The sequence below is a fragment of the Pectobacterium carotovorum genome (assembly GCF_900129615.1).
Classification (GTDB): domain Bacteria; phylum Pseudomonadota; class Gammaproteobacteria; order Enterobacterales; family Enterobacteriaceae; genus Pectobacterium; species Pectobacterium carotovorum.
The window spans coordinates 1-19,054 of the sequence record NZ_FQWI01000016.1 but is presented as its reverse complement, the minus strand read 5'-3'; the positions used below and the strand labels follow the sequence as shown (position 1 = coordinate 19,054).

The following is a 19,054-nucleotide window of genomic DNA, read 5'->3' as shown; positions in this document are numbered from 1 at the left end:
GACTACTACAAATTCCGTAACTTGACAGCTCGTATTGCAGAATTCGTGTTTTATTCACGGTGATGTAAATTGGCGAAACAACGAACTGAATACAGAATGCCAGCCCTAGAGGCTGGCAATTTAAGGTTAGACTGATACCTGGCTATGCTACTCCGGGACCATCGTTATCACGATCAGTGTCGCTGTAGGTTGATAAATCAATCTCACGACTTAACACAGAACCTTCCCAGATACGACGGTCACCGGATTTTTCCACCTCAGATCCGTCCTTCTGCGTTTCCTTCCACGTTACTGATTCCACCCCTTTATCAGCCAGTTTCACTCTGTCACCATCCTGAAATCCACGAGTAGCTGTCTCCAGCCCCACCCCCCATAGAGTCCGCGTTTTTCCGTTATCCATTTTTAGTTTCACATAGAAACTATCATTTCGCTCGTCTTCTGGCTTATTCATATCAGGTTTGAATCTGTATGGTGCAGGCCCACAAGCAACGAGAACCCCTTCATGAACATCAATCTTCTGTTTAGTCGGCTCATTGCTGGCCGGTGTATTTTCTTCCGGTGATACCGGCACTTGAGGCTCTGAAATAGTTGCCCTATCAGGCTTAGCTTCTGTTGTTTTATCATTTGGAAGTCGAGACAATTCCCACTTGTGACGTACAGCTTCCTGTATCGAACTGTTCCCCTTAGCATCACGGACATTTATTTCTACAGGGCGTGACTGGTTTAGGCTCAGAGAAATATTTTTACCTCTGCGCTGCCCTTTCATGATGTCCTGAAGGTCCGCACTCCAATGCGTTTTTTCAGCTCCCTGGCTGTCCTTTATCGTTACAAAATAGCTTTCCTCTTTCCCTTTTTCATGATTCAACGGCGCTTTCCCGTGAGAGATCAGTTTTCCCTGGAGATGAACGATCGTCTGCCAAAATGGTGTTTCTCCCGATGTAGTTGCGTCACTAGCGGGTTGTGATTTTTCAACATGACTTTGCGTTTCGGATGAGGCGTGGATATTTTCTGGTTGCTCTATCGTCTGACCGTCGAGTTCTAGGGCTAATTCGGCCTTACGTTCCTCTAACTGGCGATTCATTGATTTATCAGTGAAATGAATATCAAGATTGTTCTTAGCTACAACATCGATCACCTGCTTCTTGAACTCATCAGTACCTTTGATTGTTAGCGTACTGCCAAAACGCTCTTTTGCTAGTTCAAGTGCAACGGCCAGAGCAGCAGGAGACATCCCTTCACGACGCACAGCAATTGAAGTGCCAGTATCAACAAATAATGTGTGATCTGTTTTTTTATCCATGTAGTGAACGTTTTTACTGAGCTTTGACCGACGCGTGTAAAGATCAGCAGAAGTCAAAGTTTTTTGACGCTCCAAGTTAGTATCTGATCCGCTTTCAATCTGATTCTTCATCTTTAACACTATGCGAGAAAAACGGCGGCTAGCCGGGGGAATAGTGCGATCTTTTTCTGCCCCGGCCCCAATTGTGTTCCTCGATGAACGATTTTTTTCTTTAATAAACTTCCTAATATCTTCACTTCCCATATCATTGTTCTCCAAGTTATCCGGGTGATCCGGGTGTGTAATGTGCTGATGAGCTTTTAACCGCTCAAAAGTTAAAACAGATAAATATTGTGTCTTTTGGCTCCGGGTTAAGCGCTCATCTTGATAAATAAGACGCCGAGCCGTATAAAACTGGCTATCTACGTCACGTATAGCCCGCCGGTGCTCTGGCAAAATTTGGTTTTGCTCGTTTTGTCGGAGAAACCACGCAGCTACTGAAGATGAGTTTTTATTTCGATGCGGCCATTGTCTCTTTGCTAAGCTAAAACTCTTGCCCCCAGCTTGATCCCCCCTCTTTAACAGAAAGTTGCTCCGTTTCTCGATGTCATTGATAGTTGCAACTCGTTTACGACTCGTTGCATAAGCGGGTAGCCTGATCTCCGCGGCCAGTATTCCTCGCTTTTGTCCATTTCGTTGCTGACTTCCTGCCCATCGTTCGTAATAGGCTGTCGGCGAACGGCCAAGAATTGAGGATGCAGAAGACTCTTTCGCGTTTGGTATGGGTAGCCCTTTTGCCAGGCTAAGGCTCTTCCCTCCTGCTTGATCCCCCCTCTTTAACAGGAGGTTGCTTCGTTGCTCGATGTCATTGATAGTTGGAACTCGTTTACGGTTCGTTGCATAAGCAGGTAGCCTTATGTCTCCTGCCAATGTTCCTCGTCTTTGTCCATCTCGTTGCTGGATTCCTGACCATCTTTCGTAATAGGCTGCTGGCGAACGGCTAGGAACTGAGGATGTTCGCTTTGGGTTGTCACTGGGGGTACTTCGTCCTCTTCCGGTTCGTAGAGCATGTCGCAATCCAGTATTTCCTCCGATGGCTTCTGGCTGTCCCAAGAGAAAACGTGCATCAGCGGGCAAAAACATCTCACGTTGGGTTTTTCCACCGTCCCGAATATTTGCCATTTCCCGACCGTGCATACTTTGCAAGCCATCGGTAACGCTGGCAGATGTTTCGCTTCCAATTTCAGTAATACTTCGCTGGTTACCTCTTTGCCGTTTGCTAATATATAACTCATCATTTACCCCTTTAGTTTTATAAAAATCGGCTTGCGTCTTAGCTAATATCTTCAACTTCTCATCAGGAGAAGAGTTTTTATACTTACTTCTAAATGACTCACCGGCTTTGCTGATATATTTAAGTTCCTTGGAACGTTGCACCCACTCATGTAGCCTCTGCTGAATGACATTACTATCGAGTGGTGGTTTTTTAATTTCTCTCCTGACAATAAAATCATCACAAAAAATACTCTCTTTTAGATTAGTAAATTTAGCATCGCCTGGTAGTTTGACCGCAATGTATTCATTTTCCTTTCCTTCATTCCTAACTCTAGTTTCACCGAAAGATGCTACATGCGCATAGAATCCATTCCGTGATTGAATATCTTTATCAATAATATCTTTAACTAATTTCTGCTTAAATTCACGATTCTTACTTTGAAAGTCATCACCTTTATAACGAGATAAAACATCAGCAGAATTTTTTGGATCAACGCGTACACGCTCACGTGGTGATACAAGGCTATATTTTTGATTTATGTACTCTTGAAATGCCTCAAAATATTTTTCATTTGCTTTGTGATCACCTCGCGGATTTATAATATTTCCAGACAGTAAATTAACCTCTGGAATTATTATATGAACATGTGGTTTTCTATCAATCATTTCGCCAGTTTTTTTATCTTCCACTTTTTTTATTTTTGGAAGATGAGCCTCAGCATAAAAATTGTATTCATTATCGTGATAAGCGGACATTAAAAACTGACGATACTCTTCTGTTATATCCCTCATTTTCTCAATGGATATGTCATCTTCTAAGAAAGAAAGAGTAACAGAAATATATCTTTCTTGTCCATTATCCGGGATACTCTGATATACCTTTTGTGTCACATCAAGATTACCAAAAAGAATGGCCCGATCATCTAACTCATCACGGGTTAACTCCCTACCATTCTTAACACCTTCCTCTAAATATTCTTTAGCTCCATCATTATACCCCCTCAGCCTAATTATCATCGCCTAACCCCGTCAATAATAAGTTCCCAATATCAACAAGCCGATTAAGCACTTTTACATAGAGCTTTTCAGAGACAATGCCCGTTAAATGAGCCGCATTAACTTTATAAGCTAGCTGATTAAGATTGTTCCCGGATTTGTTATAATGATAAATTAATTTAGATGTATCTTTAACATTGATAACTACGGATGAAGACTTCTCCAATATCAACTTTCTAAAAAATTCAGAGCGGCTTAGCCCGGTTTTATTTATAGCATCAGAAAAAGAAGCAATCTCAGTTTCGGTAAATCTTAATGAAACCACAACTGACTTATTCTGCTTCTGTTTTTTATTTTCTGACATATAACACCTCCGGTAAAAAGCTTTTAATAACACCGCTAGGTAAGCAGTCCCCAGCGGGGGTTTCAAAGGGGCCCCCCCTTTGGCGCGTCGACGTATCGAAATCCGCAGGATTTTGTATACAGTCGGTCACGTGCCTCTTTTGGCTTCTGTGGTATCTGTAGCCCCGTTGCAATCTCTCTAAGTCCCTCTAAATCCCTCTAAGTCCCTCTAAATCTCTCTAAGTCTCTCTAAAATCATTGACAGTCTCTCTAAATCTCTTATAATCTCTCTAAATCTTACAAATGCCTCCTAATGAGGTAACATATAAGGAGATCCTTGCAATCAGAGGTATACGATGGAAGATTGGCGAACAAAGCCCAGAGTTGGGCGACAGGCGTTCATGCAGCACGTTGATCAGATCAGCGAACGATTGCGTAACGGTGAAACCCAAAAGTGTATATATGACAGTTTGGTAGAAAATGGTTTTGAATTGAGCTATAAGCAATTCAACAGCTATGTACGTCGTATTATTTTAGGTAGTGATAGTAAAAGTAATCCGGCTCATAAACCGACAATAAAAAAACAGGTTATAGAAAGTGAAAAAATCAATAACCTGCCGACAAAAATCAGAAACCCGGCAGATCTTCTTAGACTAAGAAGAAAGCCTATAGATTTAGAAGAACTCCAAAATTTACAAGGATACGAAGATGAAAGTAGCAATTCTTAACTACACTGGCACCGTAGGAAAAACAACCGTTGCAGCACACTTACTATCTCCACGCATGAATGGAGCACAGATTTTCGCCATAGAATCCATTAACGAAACAGCGGAAGGACTCGGTATTGATGTAGAAAAGATGAATGGCGATAAATTTCGTCATCTATTCAAAAAAATCATGTTAGAAGACGATGCAATTATTGACATTGGTGCTTCAAACATTGAAGACTTCATGAAAAACATGATTAAATTTGATGACTCGCATGAAGAATTCGATTATTTCGTTGTTCCTGTCACATCAGGGACAAAAGAACAAAAAGAAACGATACAAATGCTTGATACTCTCGCTAGCATTGGCATTCCAGCTGATAAGATCAAAGTTATTTTTAATCGTGTCGATAGCGATGTTGATGATGAATTCACATTCGTTTTAGCTCGACACAAAAAAGATAAAACATTCATTTTAAATAAAGAATGTGCCATTTATGAAAATGAATTATTTGATGCTTTAGCAGTTAAAGGTTTAACCGTTGATGCTTTACTTGCCGATGAAACAGATTACAAAACTTTGTTAAAAAACAAAGAGGCCAGTGCTAAAGATCGTAATTTTTGGTCTGATATGTTTGGCCTAAGATCCTTAGCGAAAAGTGTAAAAAGAAACCTAGATCATGTCTACTCTGAGCTTTTTGCCTAAAGGGAAAATCATGTCAGAAGAAGAAAAAGATCCAAGAACAGCTAGGGACGCTTTAATTATTGAATTATTAGGCGACGTTGGTCGCCTACATGATGAGATTAAGATGCTACCAAAAGTCATCAATGATTCAATTTCAGAGTCGTTGGAACTCTTGGCTAGAGCGGTAAGCGAAGCCGAGAATACAGCTGAAAAACTAAAATCAGAGAGTCAAACTTTGATGGAAGAAAAAGCAAAATCAGAAGTTAATCGCATTTCTGATGAGCTATCTAATGCAGTAAAAACAAGCATTGATAAACAAGTGGCTGATTCTCTTGATAGAAGTAAAAACGATTTAGATCAAATCCAAAGTAAAATAAAGTTTTTATCAAACAATATAAGAGATAAAAATTCGACAATTTTAAATTATATTTTAGCAACTTCTCTATTAGGATTCATATTTACATTCTGGTGTGTTTTATATAAATTAGGCAGTATCTGATTTATAATTAGATAAAAAGGCGGCTTTGCCGCCTTTTTCCTTATCAAGATCACTCCGAGCTTTCCGCGTTCTACACATATCCACAATCCCCCGTCGCGTCGTTGCCGCCGCTTGCCGCTCCCGCTTAGCAGGATGGCTTGATGGCCCCCTGCTAAGCTGGCTGGGTGGAATGGGGATATGTGCATAACGCTCCCTGGTCAAGTCTGCTGCACGTTCCCTGGTATGGCCCCGTAACCGACTGATCTACAATAGCTTAGACGCCCTTTCTGAATGATAAAAATGCGATAAAAATAACTAGTACGCCAAACCAAAAAAGATCGTCGTAAAGAACTTTTATAAGTACGTATAGATTTGTTATATTTTGAGGCTCCGGCTCTAGCATATTGATAACGAAAGACATAAAAAGAGAAAAGATAATAATTAACAAACCTGTATAAAATATTTTGGTGTTAGATAATTTCCCTAACTTGTCATGACCGTTTTTCAATACACCTAATAGAAGATATTTAATTCTTTCAACTGAACTTCTATTCCTATTCATTTTGACCAACCTCTTATAAATTTTTCAGATAAATACTGAAAACTTCCAGTTCCGTGATATGGCCCCGTAACCGGCAGCTGCGCCGCCGCTAACGCGCAGTACAGCGCCCCGCCCCGCTGACGCGGTGCGGCGTTCCCTCGCAGGCTCGGCGCTCACTGCGTCCCCCCGGAGGGCCAGGAAGCATTGGTGTGGCCGGAAAGCCCGTTATGGCTTGGCAGGATGGGGGGAGGGGTGTCGGTGTATGGCGGATCGTACCGCCTTGGGGCGGGTTTCGGCGGATTAATGCCGATGATCCCCTTGTCTCTTGCGTACCGCCTTTCATGCGCTACGCGCATCGCAAGATCCAGAAAAGAGAAATGCTCACGCACGGAGAAATCCCCTAGGGGAAATTCCGTTACGTGATTTTATCATATTTTAGATAATCGCCTCGGTAAAAGCGGTTATCTAAAATGAATGGCCGTCAACGGCCATTCTTACGATCAGACATCAGTATTCCATACAGCCCGGATGAATGGCCGGGGAGCAAACTTACGTCCGTAATACCGAACCGGTCAAGCACGGTCTGAAAATGGGCCAGAGTAAGAGACGCCGGATCGGGCTCATCCAGATTGCTGTAAAGCGGCGGGTCTAAATCCGGCTCAATCACCATAAAAAAGTAGGCCAGCGGTTGATCCCAGCCAATCAGTATCTCTACCCTACCCTTTGCCGTGTTGCCTTCTATCCAGTGTTGACTCATATGACCTCCCTTAGATTTTGGCCGACTCCAATACACACATGTTTTTACTGTTATCATCCAGCCCGGCATACGCCGCTATCGCCGCTTTCAGAATCGTCGTTTTGTTCTGGCCCGTTCTGAGTGATTCAGCTTCGAGTATATCGATAAAGCCCTGTGTTAAACGAAACTGGCAAGGGATAGCGCGGCCAGTATCAGGTCGGCGATCACCGGCCTTGATAAACTGCGCCGCCGCATGGCCTGACGGGACCGCTTCTGGACTGGAAATATCAGATGAAATCTCAGGTTTTTTTAGTGTAAAACCTTTCATTGTTCGCCTCATACAATGTAAATACATGGTATAAACACAATAATGTATATACACAGTAAACACAATGTATTTGTGTTTATTTCACTACGCCACAAGGCCAATTTCTTGTGCTAACAGTTCAATCTGTGCTTTGGCTTTCGACAAGCTGGATGCACGCGCCATGTCATGAACACCGGCCCCGTTATTGCACGCCGTTTCAAATATATCCAGCTCAGACAGTCGGGTTTTCAGCGGCTGAATCCACACGCTGTCACTCGTCAGCTCTTTTGTCAGTTCTACCGCATCACTCAGTTTGTTCGGTTTTACGCGGGTGATCAGCACAAAGGGCTCCAGATCGGGATTACCGCTGGCCTGCGCTTTGCGAACAGTTTCGGTGACGGTTGTGAGTGTTTCTTTCTCAAACATTGACGTGGGTTTGACCAGCGTTAACAGCACGTCACTGACTAGCAGAGCGCTACGGAATTCAACGCTGTCATGGCCTGCACAGTCTACTAGCAGAACACCACATAATTTAGCCAGTTTCTTGATTTGCTGGCTGACGTCACCGTAGGCTTCATAAACCGGGATCGGGGGCAATCCCAGGATCTCACGTTTTTTTGCCCAGCTGAGCATATCCGGGTTTTTATCCGTTTTCAGGATAATGACACTAATCCCTTTATAAGCCAGCATGACAGCCAGATTAGCAACAGTGGTACTTTTACCGACACCGCCTTTGTCTGAACCAAAAACCGCGATTCTTCCCATCACATCCTCCATACAGTAAAATTACATAGTATGTACATGGTAAATACATATATAGATTTACAGAGTAAACACCCTGCACACACAATGATAATACACTCCTGTAATCACTTCGTACATACAGTATCAACACATAATTATAAACACACCGTACATACACCGCATACACATCAGCATTACATAAAAAGAATGCAACGTAATAACACTGTAAACACATTATCGTAAACATACTGTAAATACACCATGTTTACAGTGTAGGTGATCATTTGTCGTGCCGCAGCTGTCCGGCCTGGCGCAGCAGCGCCGCCGCGTCGTCGGTACTCATGCCGAACCGCACCTGATAGTGGCCGCCGATCCCCGCCTCTAGTGCCAGCACCCGCAGGTACACCTGCGTACTCTTAAAATCCGCATGGCCCATATACGCCTGGAGCGTCAGCGGCGCGGCCTGACAGTACAGCAGGTGCATGGCGAACGAGTGCCGCAGCGTGTGCGGCGTCACCGGCACCGACAGCGCGATCCCCTGATCCGCGCAGCGGGTGAGGGCGGTTGCCAGCCAGTTTCGCGCCGTGTCGTCGGTTTCGTGCCAGATGGGTTTGGTGCGCCACTTGCAGAACGTCGCTAAAAAATCCCCCAGCCGCGCCGCAAATCCCCCATCGAGGATAGGCACATCACGGAACGCTCGGCCTTTTTCGGGGCGTCCGGGTTTGCGGGTACGCTGCTGTTTCAGCGTGGTCAGCTTGATGTAAGGCCGTCGCGCATCGAGGTGAATGTCATCCGGCGTCAGCGCCAGTGCTTCGTTAAGCCGTGCGCCTGTGTTCCAGATGAGATCGAACAGCATACGCTGGCGCAGGTTCGCCACCTGTGAAAGTAACAGTGTCACTTCTGGCTCTAACAGGTACTTGGGAAAATCGCGGTGCATCACGGCCAGCTGGCGCACGGATAACGCCAGCTCGAAATTGATCGCCGGTGTCGCAATGGTATCGAGTGCGCTACGTGAAATCTGCGAAATTTCACGGGGGAAATGAGGCAATTTTTAAATCTCCGCAATGTGCCATCTTTGCAACATGATAGGACAGGGGGAGAAGCGCTGTCATCGACATTAACCCCGCTGGCCGTGAATACCGTTCGGTTAAACTTCCATTATGGGACATTTTACCGAATGTGATGATCGGTGACAGCAACACCGGCGCGGGGAGGATTAGGGCCAGTCCGGGCGGTGCCGTACCGCCGAAACGGGCGCCCGTTTGGTCGGGGGAAGGGGGTTCAAATTGATTGAATGACTGTCTGCGCCGGTCGTCAGCTTCAGCCGCTGGCCACCGCCATCGAGCGCGAACCAGGCACGGCGGTGTTTTCATTTAAAACAGCAGGTTAGCGTTTAGCGTGGCCGTGAAGTGGGGCGTGAAAAAAACTGAATGACGGGGCAGGGCGCGTGGCTCGGTAAACTATCCGTAAACCCGAATCCGGGCGAACGGCCAAAAAAAACCGCCCGGAGGCGGTCAGTCAGCGGCGTCGAATGCTGCCAGCTCCTGGGCAACGTCGGGGAACGCCAGTTGCAACTCCATAAATCGTGGCCCGTCATTATTTTGCAGCGGATCGTCTCTGGTCACCTCAAACCACAGCCAGAACGTGGCAACAAAGTGTTTACGAAAGGTTTCGGTTTTTTCCGGCTCCTTCACGGCGGAAGCGATATATTCATTCAGCTTCTTTTCTGTTGCTGCCGTGATGAGGTTATACGAGTAGTGTATCTCTGTTGCCATTTATTAGTCGCTTTGAAGTGAAAAGGGAAGAGTAATTTACATAATATCGCTTTAGTCGGGATAACAAAACTATTTCGCCTTCCAACTTTTGACATTGAAGTCATTATTCTGCCTAACTTAAAATTTTTATTTTTACGTTCAACGTTAATAATACGCAAACGGCTAGGTAAATGCTGCTTAGTGAGTTTTATAACTCCGTTCATTATATCCGCCTATTTGAATCATCATAAGACTGCCTAACCAAACGCCCCGCTTAGGGGCGTTTTTTATCCATTCGCCCATACAGTAGGCCAGCCAGCAATTACCGCTGCACAACCAGGTTGATCATCGTCTGGATATGCGACTCGATGAGCCTCACGCCCTTTATCTTCGGCGGCTCTGTAATCTTCAGCCTGTACCTGGTAATCCCTGTAGCCGCTGTTACCGTCAATCAGTACCGTGAATCGCTTCCTTTTCATAAGTGTCCCTAGATAAATTTCTCAAGGCTTTCGGTGAAATCGTCTAGTTCGGCTACGGCCTTAAATGATCGGAAAAATTCGCAGGTTTTAAAGTATTTCCCGCGAGGCAGACGTTCTCCAACCCTCAAACGGTCTACCCAATACTCAAAAGCGGGGCATGAGCCGTTAGATATACGCGTTAGCATTGTTTTAGCAGGTTCTCTCACATGTCTGGCGACATCTTCCATTGTCAGCACGGCATCGCCTTGAGGATCGACACTGAGAATTTTTTCCTGAGCCGATTCTATCTTTATATATAGATGTTCCATCATGGTTTCCTTAATCAGAATTACCGTAACGTTTAAATAGCATACAGATAAATATTAATGTAACAATCGCACCACATCCCATCACAATAGAGAACGTCACATGTTCCGGTAAATGTAGAAAATTGCCAATGCTACTTAACACCAAAACCAGACCGATGAGGAAACCATTAAATTTGAACATCACATTAAACTTTAACATAAACCTCGCTTCCTTGAATTATGCCGGTTCTTTCTTTATGAAATCCCATTTCTCGATAAGGCTTTCCACGAATTCTCATGGTTTCCTTAATCATAATTACCTTAACTTATAGGTAGTTATTGATAAAAAATAAAATGCAAGCAAACGTGGTAATACCTAACAAAGCTATAACCATCCTGATTCTTGTTTTATCACTGATAAAGCTAAAATAATCATCGCCATATTTATGTTTTTCATGGTGAATAATTTCAGGCATCTCTGACCTATCCGAGATCGAACTACTAATCATTATCTGGCAACCGTTAGGAAGAATGGCAATTTTATCTACCGTTGCTCGTGTCGTGACCTGAACCACGCCATGATCACCGGCAATGATATTGCGCCCACAACATGGGCAGATTCGCATGGCATCATCAGCTGGTATTAGTTTGAGGTTTACCATACAGCGATAAAATTTTTTACCTTCGGCGATAAAATAATCACCGTTACAATCATGGTTCATTATTAACTCCCTTTTTTATGACTCATCATCAATGATGACCAGTACGGGAATAATTTCCTGAGATACACGCCCAGTGATGACCAGAAAATGCCGCCACACCCCATAAGGAACCGGACGTTCACCGTTCCGAAAGGAGCGTATACGCCGATCTACGTTACCATTCAATCCCAGCAGAATACCTAATTTCTTGTCTGATCCGTATTCGGGAAACGCACTTTTGAAGTGCTCGAACCAGGCATTGACCAGCGCCGCCGCCGGTGGCTCCCAGCCATCATTTTCAACGTTCAGGTGACGCGTGCCATATTGCCGGTAATCGAAATGTACTGGCCCTGGAATGTGCTCAGCCAGCAAGTTTTTGTCCAACTGTATGCAAGCCTTACGAACAGCATCACGCCGCACCATGTCTTTTTGCGTCCTGATATCAGGTATGTCTATTTTAAGCATCTGCTTGTCCTGTTTATGTTCACTGATAAAGAAGGGGGTTCCCCCCCCTCTGGTATCAGCATGGATTCAGCACGATAGATCTTACGTCTGAAACCCTGATGTTGACCAACTCTAATGCCCCTGTCGCTAACCGCGCCCACACCCCTTGTGAGTGTAAATACTCCATACACAGGAAAAGGTAATCGGGTAACAGAATATCTGTCCGTTCAATCTTTATCCCGATATGTTCCGGGTTAAATTGCCGGGTCGGTTTACCACAGGATTTTAAAGAGCCTCGGCGCACTATCCAGAAATCAGCTTCCTGAAAATGTGCCCGAACGGTCGCAACATCTGACAGTTTCATTCGTTTCCTCATCGGCAGCATGGCCTTCTCGTAACGAGTGACCTTCTAACGCCACCGTGGAAATAATTATAGGCGCACTGCGCCTACTTATCAATAATTATGTCTCTTCTCTACCTGTCAATTTCTTTGATAAACAGGGTCTGCCGGTCGTCAGCTTCAGCTGCTGGCCAACCCCATCCAGCGCGAACCAGGCAAGACGGTGTTTTGTTGTAAAACAGATGGTTAGTAATTTACGGTCAGAAAAATTCGGCGTGAAAAAAACTGAATGACAGGGAAGGGTAACGACACTGATTACAAAAAACCCGGTCTAAACCGGGCTTATTTGGGAGCACTTAATCATCGCCATATGCATCACGACAAAACTGTGCATGCGCGAGGGCATCACATTGTTGCTGATGAGCTTCCCCAGCCGCGTAATATTTGGCCCATGCTTCGGCATCCCGATCATCCTGGCCCGCGTTGTCGTTGCATTGTTGCGCTAATGCTTCCGCTTCACGTTCGCTAAGGTATACACCATGCTCATCAAATATAGCTGCAACATCTTGAATTGAAATATTCATCATTATCACGCTTTCCTCATTTCAGAAATTTCATTCCTGCGCCCGTAGATCAGGCGCAGGGTGCAATCACTTGATACTGATAATTTGAGCGCCAGACGCTTCCCAAAAAACCGCTATATCATTAGCAGAGCCAGATGCGTCCTGATTGTAAAAATATTCGCGCATCGTATCCCCTTTGAGATCTAACCGTGATGAATCCGTGATTACGTAAAGCACAAGCGGGTTTTCTTTTGCGTGTGTGTCATCAATTATTGATGCAATCATTACATGTTCGCTGGTTTTTTTATCACCGTCAAAGTAAGTTTCGTGACCTAATAATTCATTGCACCGCATCAGCACATTAACGGTTATTTTTGAATACTCATTCATTTTTTATTCCTGGCCGCTCGGCCCTTATATGTGAATCACCATTGATTCAATAGAATAATTGTACGTACAAATGATTATTTTATCAATTATAAATACATACTAATGTACGTATTTATATAGAGCAAGGTAGAAATATGGCGAAAAAAAAGCCCCTTACGGGGCGTGTTGGTTCAGGTCAAATAAGTACATGAATAATTTTCTGAGTTACATGAACGAGCAATAAACGCCCTACAGGGCGTTTACACACAGAAACTAGTCATAATAATGAGAAAAGAATCTATCAGCCCGCTTCCTTTGCTCATTGTTGATTTCATTTATACGCTCTTGAGCTGAGGACATTAGTGATGAGATTGTGTAACAACGTACTTTACCTGCAAACCCCGCTCGAATGTCCTCAATCACCGATCCCGCATTTAAAACCCCTTCATGCCATGCTAATTTAACCCACGGAATTGAATGGTCCCGATAGAAAGGTTCAAATAAAACTTTCGTTTCCTGCTCTCTGATTTCCGTGTCATCAGGTAATCGTGTCGTAAATTCCTCCAGAGCCTCTAATGAGAAAAACACCATCTGGTACGGGCAGTTACCACGATAACTTAAGTAGAGTTTATAAATTGTTAAATTAGTGGCTTCTTTCATTTTATGCCTCTGGCCGCTCGGCCTTTAATATGAATCACCATTGATTCAATAGAATAATTATACGTATAAATGATTTTTTTATCAATTATAAATACGTACAAATGTACGCAATTATATATAATGGAGTTAGACAGATGGCGAAAAAAAGCCCCTTACGGGGCGTATTGGTTCAGGTCAATAATCAGCGTCACATCAATGTGTCTATTAGCGATATACAGATCGACATCACGTAAATCAAACGGGGTGCCGATAATACCCGTTCGCGCCTTGAATTCAGACAATTCGGCTTTGATAATATTGAGGCGTTTAAGGATATTCTCTACGCCTATATTTTGGTTCTCCATCGCAGCCAGCAAATCCTCACCCGCTCTGATGTATGCTCGGATCTGCGGCAGATGTTGAATGACATATTCAGGAAACGGGAATTCGAATCCGTCAGGAAATAGAAAATGCCGGTCATCAATTTTCACTTTAACGGCCTGCATGTTTTTTCCCTTTAAAGTAATCTTCGCTATCAACCATGATGTGCTCTTTTTTATTGGGTTCGATGATCATCGCCTGCTGCTCTGTGATAATTCCCGCAACGGTATGCTCAATACGGCGGTTGAATGAATATTGACGCATCCATTTATCAGCAAAATATTGGTTTTTTGCGCAATAGATATAACCGATACGCTGGCCTGATAAAATTTTATTGAGATCAAACGCCCCGCGCTCTGATCGTAAGCCAGAATTGCAATAAACAATATACACCGGTTCGCGCTTCTCTTTCTCGTCCATCATCACTTTTCTCCATCTTGATTATTGATGCAAAGTCTCGGCGAAATTACCAGAAGTAAAGGCAGGTATTCCCTGTTTCGTATACGTCGCTGATGCAACGCCATAGGTTCTGATCGGTAGGCTGTCCGTATTTCTGCACATCATATCGACAAAGCAGCAAGAACGGCCCAGGGCCACGCTTAACGGCGCTGTCATCGCGCTCACAGATAATACCGCGCTCATAGCGATATTCATTGCCATCCGGGGCGGTAAACTGAACAGACGCCGCAGATTGCACGCTCATTGCTTTTTTTCTCATTTTCACCCCTGGCCGCTCGGCCTGTAAAGCAGAATCACCGCTGATTCAATAACCATTATTATACATACAATAGAAAGTAATAAATATATTTATTACGTACATATGTACGTATATTTTACATTAACCAGTGAAACAAAAGCCAATACCCACCAATAACCACAAACAACTTGCAGCAGTAGTTACTGGTGGGTATAATGAATACCAGTTGATAACGAAGGAGGGGAGATTGAGCAGTCATGAACTAATGAAATTGTTAAAAGAAAATGGGTGGGTTTTAGATCGTGTCAAGGGCAGTCATCATGTGTTCGTCAAAGCAGGCAAGGCGCATCACATCACGGTTCCCCATCCAGAGAAAGACATAGCGACAGGAACGCTAAAGAAAATTCTCAAACAGATGTAACTCAAGTGGCGCGCCCAGCGCCCTTTTCTAGTACCAAGTAGGAGTAACAGCATGAAATTTCCGATCTATCTTCACGAAACACAGAACGGCGGTTTTTCGGGATTTGTGCCGGATATCGACGGCGTGATTTTTGCCGGTGAGGATATCGACAGCGCGATAACAGATGCTTATGCCGCCATCGATCTGCATTTAGAATATCAAGCAGAAAAAGGTAAAAAATTACCCGTTGCGCAGGATGTCAAAGTACATCTCACTGATGAGGATTGTCAGGGCGGATATTGGGCATTTGTTGATATCGACCTGTCAAAATATGACGGTAAATCAGTTAAATTAAATATTACATTACCACAAAATCTGTTAGCAAGAATTGATCATCACGTTGAATTAAATAAAGGTTCTCGCAGCGGATTCATCGCTGAATTAGCACGCCGCGAATTGCAAAAACAAACTGCATAATAATAATCTTCCTGTTATCAACTGACTTTTAACCCGCCGTAATGCGGGTTTTTTTATGCGCTTAGGCGCATGAAAGGCGGCACTCCGCAATCCAGGAAACACCGACATTAATCCGCCGCAGCCCGCCCATCAGGGCGGTACGATCCGCCATACACCGGCACCCCTCCCCCCATCCTGCCAAGCCATAACGGGCTTTCCGGCCACACCAATGCTTACTGGCCCTCCGGGGGGACGCAGTGAGCGCCGAGCCTGCGAGGGAACGCCGTCCCGCGTCAGCGGGGCGGGGCGCTGTACTGCGCGTTAGCGACTACATAGCAGGCGGTTACGGGGCCATACCTGGAACGCGCAGCAGACTTGACGAGGGAGCGTTATGCACATATCCACATTCCACCCAGCCAGCTTAGCAGGGGGCCATCAAGCCATCCTGCTAAGCGGGAGCGGCAAGCGCCCGGAAGGGCGCGACGGGGGATTGTGGATATGTGTAGAACGCGGGGCATCGGCGCAACGGCCAGAGGATATAAATAATCAGGTTTACTCCCGCTTACGCGAGGAAGCTCGGAGACATTAGTTTATACATCCGGTTTATCCCCATAAAATGGGGAAATAAGAGGCCGATTTATGATTCTGCAAACTCTATAGACATTGCAATCGGGAAATGTTTTGTTTTATCTGACGAGGGGTAGTTGCCACTCGCTATATTTTTTATAGATTCATCCCTGATTTTTATCACGTCATATAGCGAACTCGGCAAAAAACCTATTTTGTATTTCACGCACAATTCTATAAATTGAGTTGTGTTTTTGTAAAATGATTCCCAATCTTCTAACTCATCCAGCTCTATTTTTAGCCATTTTTCAAATTTATTAGTACCAGCGCCAGCTCTTGCTGATGTCAATTTTGACCATGCGGCAGGTATTGAGTTTTTACCGAATTTTATCAACATCCGAGGCCGAGATCTGATGCCTATTTCGAGGCATAACAGGCATGCAGCGGCGAGTGAACTAATGTTGCAACGAGACTCAATTTCACGGATTGCCGTGATATAAACGGGATTGGCGTAAGCTGATGCTAGGCTCGGGATGCTGGGCGCACTGTGCATCCACGCCCCTCCGTTGCGGTACAGTTGATCATTAACACGAATGATATCCCTATAATTTTCATAACTCATATGAAATCCTCTAATTGTTTTTTTGTCTCGTCCATCAATCCGTGCTTGTTGATGATGAGTAGCATTTTTACTGCCGAGTTTGCGATTGCTGTCTGTTTTTGCTCCCCACTCACCCATTTGTAGTATGTCCGGTACGGGACGTTAAGAGCGGCGGCCATCTCTTTATTATTTAAACCAAGGCTGTGCTGAGCTGCAATTAGTTTCTCTTTTGTCATTAGAAACCACACGATTTCAGGTATTCAATTTCGGCAAGTTTTTTTTGTGATGCAACCACTGTTTTGTATTTATCGGGGCCGTATGAATTCATGTTCTTACTGTCGTTATAGACAACCACGCACGGTTTGTTTTTATGCATAAAAACGCTCTCGCCGGTGCCAGAAACCACAACAACAACGACCATCGACCCATTGGTGGTGTCGAAATTTTCGTTTGCAACGGCTTCGCCGATTGTTGTCTGAAATGTGTTAGTTGCAGAGTTATAGATAGAGCCTTTAACCGCGCGAGTAACGTCAATTACAGTTTCGGCGCTGATAACTTTAACGTATGTGACATGCATCGTAGCCATTTTGTATCTCCGATAGTGAATGCGTCTTTCGTTTCGATGAGTTAATTATGTACCTGTCAGGTCACTAAATCCAGTTAAAAGTTACCTGATAGGTACATTTTTATAATATCAATCACAATTAACGAACCTGGGAATTGGTAATAAAAAAGCCGCAAAAGCGGCTTGGTGTTTTTTAAAGCGCATATCCACGTAAATAATCCATCCACCATCTCAGATCATCCCACTGGTGCATTTTCATCGCAGGAATCCGTACAGGCTGCTTATTTACAATTTTTTGGGCTAACTGTACAATTTCATTCGTCATCTTAATTATCTCTCGCGTGTGGTAATTAATGACACAGAGGGCCAGTCTGTTAGCGCAGATTGGCCTTCGCCTTTTTAACACTGTCTTATAGGTTGTAAACGTCTATCCTCCTGTCTATCTCCAGCGTAAATTCTCGGCCATGATCACGGGTATTCAACTGCACCAAATAACACCCCAGTCTGGAACAGCGTTCTACCGATTCAACCACTTCCGGCTTACGCGTCAGCGAATTAATAACAATGTCACCCGCTTTTAAATCACCGGCTTTAGTGTATGTCCGCATCGCTACCAGTGTGTTGATATCTGCACGATCGCTGCTTTTGCGCAGCGCTTCGACTATCGACCGTTTTGATTCAGCACTGATTTCATTTTTAATCATTTTTTATACGATCCTGATTTGACTACGTGCCGCAATTCTTTTTCCTGCATTTGGGTATCATGCTCAAGTTTTGAAGACACGTTGCCAATACGCCACGCACCAGAAACATTATATACCTGCGTCAGAATCAATACGGGTTCACAATCCTCGCCCTTTTCATAGAGCCAAATTTTAGTGAGATTGCTTTCGCTGGATGGGTCAAATTCAGTGTTAATTTCGACATCGAAATATTTAGTGAGAAAATTCGTGAAGTGCATTTATTGCTCCTGGCCGAGCGGCCTTTGTATTTAAAATATTACCAACCCATGACCGTTATTATATATAAACAATGGATTTCAATCAATAAAAATACGTACATATGTACGTATTGTTTAAGTTTTTATTATTTAATCAGAAAGGAGTAAATCAAAATTTGATATCTGAATCACTGATCCGTCCATCCCCCTTGATCCATGCTCGCGTTATACTCACCGCGCACTCTACGATAGCATCATCAGTTAACTCGCTCTCATTTTTGGCATGTTTAACCAGATAACCACCGAGATATTCCGCCACATCGTATTCCCATATACCCACACAGCCCTCCGTTAATAAAATGGGATCAACGGCGTTATCAATCATTAATTCAACAGAACGGAAACGCTGGGCAACTTCTAATTCACCCGCTCCGCCAATCCAATTCATAGCGGTAACTGCGGCATCCGCATCTGTTTTTTCCAGTTCGATAATCGCATCACGATAGCCCGCGAAAATAAACATCGCGGTAACACTGCACATCATTTCCATTTCATTATCCCTAGCCGCTCGGCTTTTATATATGGAATCACCGTTGATTCCATGTCGTTAATTATACGTACAATTGATTATAAATGCAATTATTAACACGTACATATGTACGTATTTTATTGTTTTAGAAGGCAACGACACGGATCTACATATGCCGGTTTCGTCAAATTGCCGGGCCTTGCTGACTGCCAGAACGCCCCAACCCCTCCCCCGTCCTGCTAAGCCATAACG

Annotated in this window: 26 protein-coding genes; 5 read left to right on the top strand and 21 right to left on the bottom strand. The window is 44.1% G+C overall.

Annotated features, from left to right (window positions below; all coding sequences use genetic code 11):
* Positions 1–142: 142 nt before the first annotated feature.
* Together BUB06_RS22350 and BUB06_RS21025 are read right to left on the bottom strand one after the other, a co-directional pair.
* On the bottom strand, positions 143–3,571 hold the full coding sequence (locus tag BUB06_RS22350) for an LPD7 domain-containing protein (RefSeq protein ID WP_048329447.1): 3,429 nt from the start codon (positions 3,569–3,571) through the stop codon (positions 143–145).
* Entirely contained in the window at positions 3,561–3,914 is a 354-nt protein-coding gene (locus BUB06_RS21025) for a plasmid mobilization protein (protein WP_039476174.1), read from the bottom strand. Before BUB06_RS21025 ends, BUB06_RS22350 begins: the two co-directional genes overlap by 11 nt.
* A 334-nt stretch (positions 3,915–4,248) precedes the next feature.
* On the opposite strand from BUB06_RS21025, the gene BUB06_RS21020 reads away from it, so the two are divergent.
* Genes BUB06_RS21020 through BUB06_RS21010 form a run of 3 tightly spaced genes read left to right on the top strand, consistent with a single transcriptional unit; the run spans position 4,249 to position 5,783 of the window.
* Positions 4,249–4,620, top strand: coding sequence for a TraK family protein (locus BUB06_RS21020; RefSeq protein WP_048329445.1), 372 nt, complete (start codon positions 4,249–4,251; stop codon positions 4,618–4,620).
* Entirely contained in the window at positions 4,601–5,305 is a 705-nt protein-coding gene (gene stbB, locus BUB06_RS21015) for a StbB family protein (protein ID WP_039476177.1), read from the top strand. The genes BUB06_RS21020 and stbB overlap by 20 nt, the downstream gene beginning before the upstream one ends.
* A 10-nt stretch (positions 5,306–5,315) precedes the next feature.
* Positions 5,316–5,783 (top strand): hypothetical protein, encoded by a 468-nt coding sequence (locus tag BUB06_RS21010; protein ID WP_051982143.1) that lies wholly within the window; start codon positions 5,316–5,318, stop codon positions 5,781–5,783.
* Positions 5,784–6,784: 1,001 nt separating this feature from the next.
* Here BUB06_RS21010 and BUB06_RS20995 read toward each other — a convergent pair.
* The 14 genes from BUB06_RS20995 to BUB06_RS20915 form a co-directional block, all read right to left on the bottom strand.
* Positions 6,785–7,060 (bottom strand): hypothetical protein, encoded by a 276-nt coding sequence (locus BUB06_RS20995; protein ID WP_236689892.1) that lies wholly within the window; start codon positions 7,058–7,060, stop codon positions 6,785–6,787.
* Positions 7,061–7,070: 10 nt separating this feature from the next.
* Positions 7,071–7,367, bottom strand: coding sequence for a hypothetical protein (locus BUB06_RS20990; protein ID WP_072013061.1), 297 nt, complete (start codon positions 7,365–7,367; stop codon positions 7,071–7,073).
* An 84-nt stretch (positions 7,368–7,451) separates the two neighbouring features.
* On the bottom strand, positions 7,452–8,111 hold the full coding sequence (locus tag BUB06_RS20985; protein ID WP_039476406.1) for a nucleotide-binding protein: 660 nt from the start codon (positions 8,109–8,111) through the stop codon (positions 7,452–7,454).
* 259 nt (positions 8,112–8,370) lie between these two features.
* Entirely contained in the window at positions 8,371–9,138 is a 768-nt protein-coding gene (locus BUB06_RS20980) for a tyrosine-type recombinase/integrase (RefSeq protein WP_039476409.1), read from the bottom strand.
* Between the two features lie 466 nt (positions 9,139–9,604).
* On the bottom strand, positions 9,605–9,865 hold the full coding sequence (locus BUB06_RS20975; RefSeq protein ID WP_039476412.1) for a hypothetical protein: 261 nt from the start codon (positions 9,863–9,865) through the stop codon (positions 9,605–9,607).
* A 466-nt stretch (positions 9,866–10,331) separates the two neighbouring features.
* Positions 10,332–10,634 (bottom strand): hypothetical protein, encoded by a 303-nt coding sequence (locus BUB06_RS20965; protein ID WP_139294564.1) that lies wholly within the window; start codon positions 10,632–10,634, stop codon positions 10,332–10,334.
* A 302-nt stretch (positions 10,635–10,936) separates the two neighbouring features.
* Positions 10,937–11,332: a hypothetical protein gene (locus BUB06_RS20955; protein WP_039476425.1), complete on the bottom strand. Its 396-nt coding sequence runs from the start codon at positions 11,330–11,332 to the stop codon at positions 10,937–10,939.
* Positions 11,333–11,347: 15 nt separating this feature from the next.
* Entirely contained in the window at positions 11,348–11,776 is a 429-nt protein-coding gene (locus tag BUB06_RS20950; RefSeq protein ID WP_039476428.1) for a hypothetical protein, read from the bottom strand.
* Between the two features lie 675 nt (positions 11,777–12,451).
* A complete protein-coding gene (locus BUB06_RS20940) occupies positions 12,452–12,682 on the bottom strand; it encodes a hypothetical protein (protein WP_039476434.1) in 231 nt (76 codons plus the stop codon).
* Positions 12,683–12,745: 63 nt separating this feature from the next.
* On the bottom strand, positions 12,746–13,048 hold the full coding sequence (locus BUB06_RS20935) for a hypothetical protein (RefSeq protein WP_039476436.1): 303 nt from the start codon (positions 13,046–13,048) through the stop codon (positions 12,746–12,748).
* 252 nt (positions 13,049–13,300) lie between these two features.
* Positions 13,301–13,687, bottom strand: a complete 387-nt coding sequence (locus BUB06_RS20930) for a hypothetical protein (RefSeq protein WP_039476439.1) — start codon at positions 13,685–13,687, stop codon at positions 13,301–13,303.
* A 152-nt stretch (positions 13,688–13,839) separates the two neighbouring features.
* On the bottom strand, positions 13,840–14,172 hold the full coding sequence (locus BUB06_RS20925) for a hypothetical protein (RefSeq protein WP_039476442.1): 333 nt from the start codon (positions 14,170–14,172) through the stop codon (positions 13,840–13,842).
* Positions 14,159–14,470 carry a hypothetical protein gene (locus BUB06_RS20920; RefSeq protein WP_039476445.1) on the bottom strand — a complete coding sequence of 104 codons (312 nt, stop codon included), beginning with the start codon at positions 14,468–14,470 and terminating at the stop codon, positions 14,159–14,161. The genes BUB06_RS20925 and BUB06_RS20920 overlap by 14 nt, the downstream gene beginning before the upstream one ends.
* 43 nt (positions 14,471–14,513) lie before the next feature.
* A complete protein-coding gene (locus tag BUB06_RS20915; protein WP_039476446.1) occupies positions 14,514–14,765 on the bottom strand; it encodes a hypothetical protein in 252 nt (83 codons plus the stop codon).
* A 226-nt stretch (positions 14,766–14,991) separates the two neighbouring features.
* Between BUB06_RS20915 and BUB06_RS20910 the strand changes: the two genes are divergently transcribed.
* Positions 14,992–15,165, top strand: a complete 174-nt coding sequence (locus BUB06_RS20910; RefSeq protein WP_072013062.1) for a type II toxin-antitoxin system HicA family toxin — start codon at positions 14,992–14,994, stop codon at positions 15,163–15,165.
* A gap of 51 nt (positions 15,166–15,216) precedes the next feature.
* Positions 15,217–15,621, top strand: a complete 405-nt coding sequence (locus BUB06_RS20905; RefSeq protein ID WP_039476448.1) for a type II toxin-antitoxin system HicB family antitoxin — start codon at positions 15,217–15,219, stop codon at positions 15,619–15,621.
* A 616-nt stretch (positions 15,622–16,237) separates the two neighbouring features.
* On the opposite strand, the gene BUB06_RS20900 is transcribed toward BUB06_RS20905, so the two are convergent.
* From BUB06_RS20900 to BUB06_RS20870, 5 genes are all read right to left on the bottom strand, one after another.
* Positions 16,238–16,906, bottom strand: a complete 669-nt coding sequence (locus tag BUB06_RS20900; RefSeq protein ID WP_139294563.1) for a hypothetical protein — start codon at positions 16,904–16,906, stop codon at positions 16,238–16,240.
* Positions 16,907–17,003: 97 nt separating this feature from the next.
* A complete protein-coding gene (locus tag BUB06_RS20890; protein ID WP_039476454.1) occupies positions 17,004–17,354 on the bottom strand; it encodes a hypothetical protein in 351 nt (116 codons plus the stop codon).
* Between the two features lie 389 nt (positions 17,355–17,743).
* The gene (locus tag BUB06_RS20880; RefSeq protein WP_039476461.1) at positions 17,744–18,037 is read right to left on the bottom strand and encodes a hypothetical protein; all 294 of its coding nucleotides are present in this window, start codon (positions 18,035–18,037) and stop codon (positions 17,744–17,746) included.
* Complete coding sequence (locus tag BUB06_RS20875) at positions 18,034–18,294, bottom strand: hypothetical protein (protein ID WP_039476464.1); 261 nt, start codon at positions 18,292–18,294, stop codon at positions 18,034–18,036. Before BUB06_RS20875 ends, BUB06_RS20880 begins: the two co-directional genes overlap by 4 nt.
* A 148-nt stretch (positions 18,295–18,442) precedes the next feature.
* Positions 18,443–18,823, bottom strand: coding sequence for a hypothetical protein (locus BUB06_RS20870; protein ID WP_039476466.1), 381 nt, complete (start codon positions 18,821–18,823; stop codon positions 18,443–18,445).
* Positions 18,824–19,054 lie beyond the last annotated feature (231 nt).